Annotated in this window: 3 protein-coding genes and 1 pseudogene; all 4 read right to left on the bottom strand. The window is 45.1% G+C overall.

All coding sequences use genetic code 11. The features are described from left to right. The coding region (locus CTN07_RS22995; protein ID WP_211315320.1) for a hypothetical protein at window positions 1-211 on the bottom strand (211 nt) is incomplete at its 3' end. Then, window positions 208-753: a hypothetical protein gene (locus tag CTN07_RS22370; RefSeq protein WP_036766380.1), complete on the bottom strand. Its 546-nt coding sequence runs from the start codon at window positions 751-753 to the stop codon at window positions 208-210. The genes CTN07_RS22995 and CTN07_RS22370, both read right to left, overlap by 4 nt. 519 nt (window positions 754-1,272) lie before the next feature. Further along, entirely contained in the window at window positions 1,273-1,437 is a 165-nt protein-coding gene (locus CTN07_RS22365) for a hypothetical protein (protein ID WP_211315319.1), read from the bottom strand. A gap of 75 nt (window positions 1,438-1,512) precedes the next feature. Next, window positions 1,513-1,647 (bottom strand): annotated as a pseudogene (locus tag CTN07_RS22360) (VOC family protein); the annotation flags it as partial.

Raw genomic sequence — 1,647 nt, 5'->3', positions numbered from 1 at the left:
TTTCTATAATTTGGCTATCTTCATCGAAGAAATAGCCTGTAAAGTTGCCCTCCTCGTCTATCTCTACGTTGTAAATAATGATTTCGTCACAAATGATAAATTGCTTGTCGTCCTCATAATGTCGGTGAAAAGGGAGCTGTTTGACGTTGCCCCAAATTAAATACTGTCTTTGGTTTGGCTTTGTGTTGGTGTCCCACTTAAAGGCACTCATAGCTCTACTCCTGCACAAAAAATAAGGTCAACGTAGTAACTCTGGCGAATCTGAGCGTTTTTAATACGGGGCAGTAAATCAGCAATGGTTTGCTCTCGATGTAACAAATCAGGTTTAGATTCATAGTGTGATAACCTCTCTTTTAGTTGGCTTAAATACTCGTTGTTGCGTTTCATTAAGTCGCCGTATTGCTGGCGGCTTTCTGTGTGAGTCAGTTTGATTTGGCGGTAAACCACTTTCAGACAAGCAGCAAAGTAAGTGCATTTTTCGCCACCGAAACGAAGGGCTTTTTGTGCTGCCAACGACCACGCACGCTTGAAGATAGCTGCCTTACGTGCGTTTGCCCTCGATATGTGCGCAGCACATGGAGCGCGAAGCGCGGGAGCCTGCGAAACCTCAAGGGATGACAAGCGGAGGGTCGCGTTCCCCTCACGAATCACACTCTCAGAATCCACTTCGCGCCCTGCTAGGCCAATCTGCACTGAGCTATCAGCGCGCTCTGATGTGTAGAACTTTGTTGCGGTCTTGCTGCGAGTATTCATACAAGGCTCCTTTGCTGCCTAATTTGTCCGAATGCCTACCCGCGCACCTAAGCCGATTTTTCTTGTCAAGGGGCTAGTAGCCCTTGGCAACTTGTTGCCTTAGGGATACAGCATTTATTTTCCCTTGCGAGATAAATTGGGTTAGGTGAAGGTTTAGTAGGCAAAGGGGAAATTAGGTAGTGAAGGATCTAGATGGAGAATTACGGCAGGCCGCGGCAAAGTTTGGAACATCAGAGTGAGCCAATGGTGAGGGGAAGATTGGTCTAGTAGGGTGCATTCTTTGTGAGCAGGGATTCATCTTAATTTGTCCGTGATTACACGGACAAATTAGGATGAATATCTGCGAATGCTGTTGCGTTAGGGATTGACTGTCTGGAACCTAGCAGCCGTTGGCAACTTGTTGCCATTACGGATGCAGGTTAGCGACAGGAGCAAAGCGAAAAGCCCGTTAAAACGCCCAAGGAAAGAAGGTTAAGAAGGAGTAAAGAGAGAAAAACAGGAAAGAGAGAGATAGGAGAATTAACGAATAGAACCAGCAAAACCAGCAAAACCAGCAAAACCAGCAAAACCAGCAAAACCAGCAAAACCAGCAAAACCAGCAAAACCAGCAAAACCAGCAAAACCAGCAAAACCAGCAAAACCAGCAAAACCAGCAAAAGAGAGCACACCGAGATTAGAACACAAGCATTAAATAACAAAGGAGCAAACTTAATAGTCAACTCCTACATAGCAACAACAGCAAGGATCAAACAACGTTATTTATAGTGATAAAAATACGGCTTCGATCTTATTACCATCAAGATCTAAGACATATGCTGCATAATAGTTTTCACCGTATTCAGGACGAACGCCAGGCTTACCACAGCAGGTTGCCCCTAATTCGATTGCAGTTTG

Source organism: Photobacterium damselae (assembly GCF_003026815.1).
GTDB lineage: Bacteria > Pseudomonadota > Gammaproteobacteria > Enterobacterales > Vibrionaceae > Photobacterium > Photobacterium damselae.
The sequence above is the reverse complement of the archived record's forward strand: the minus strand, read 5'-3'. Positions and strand labels throughout refer to the sequence as shown.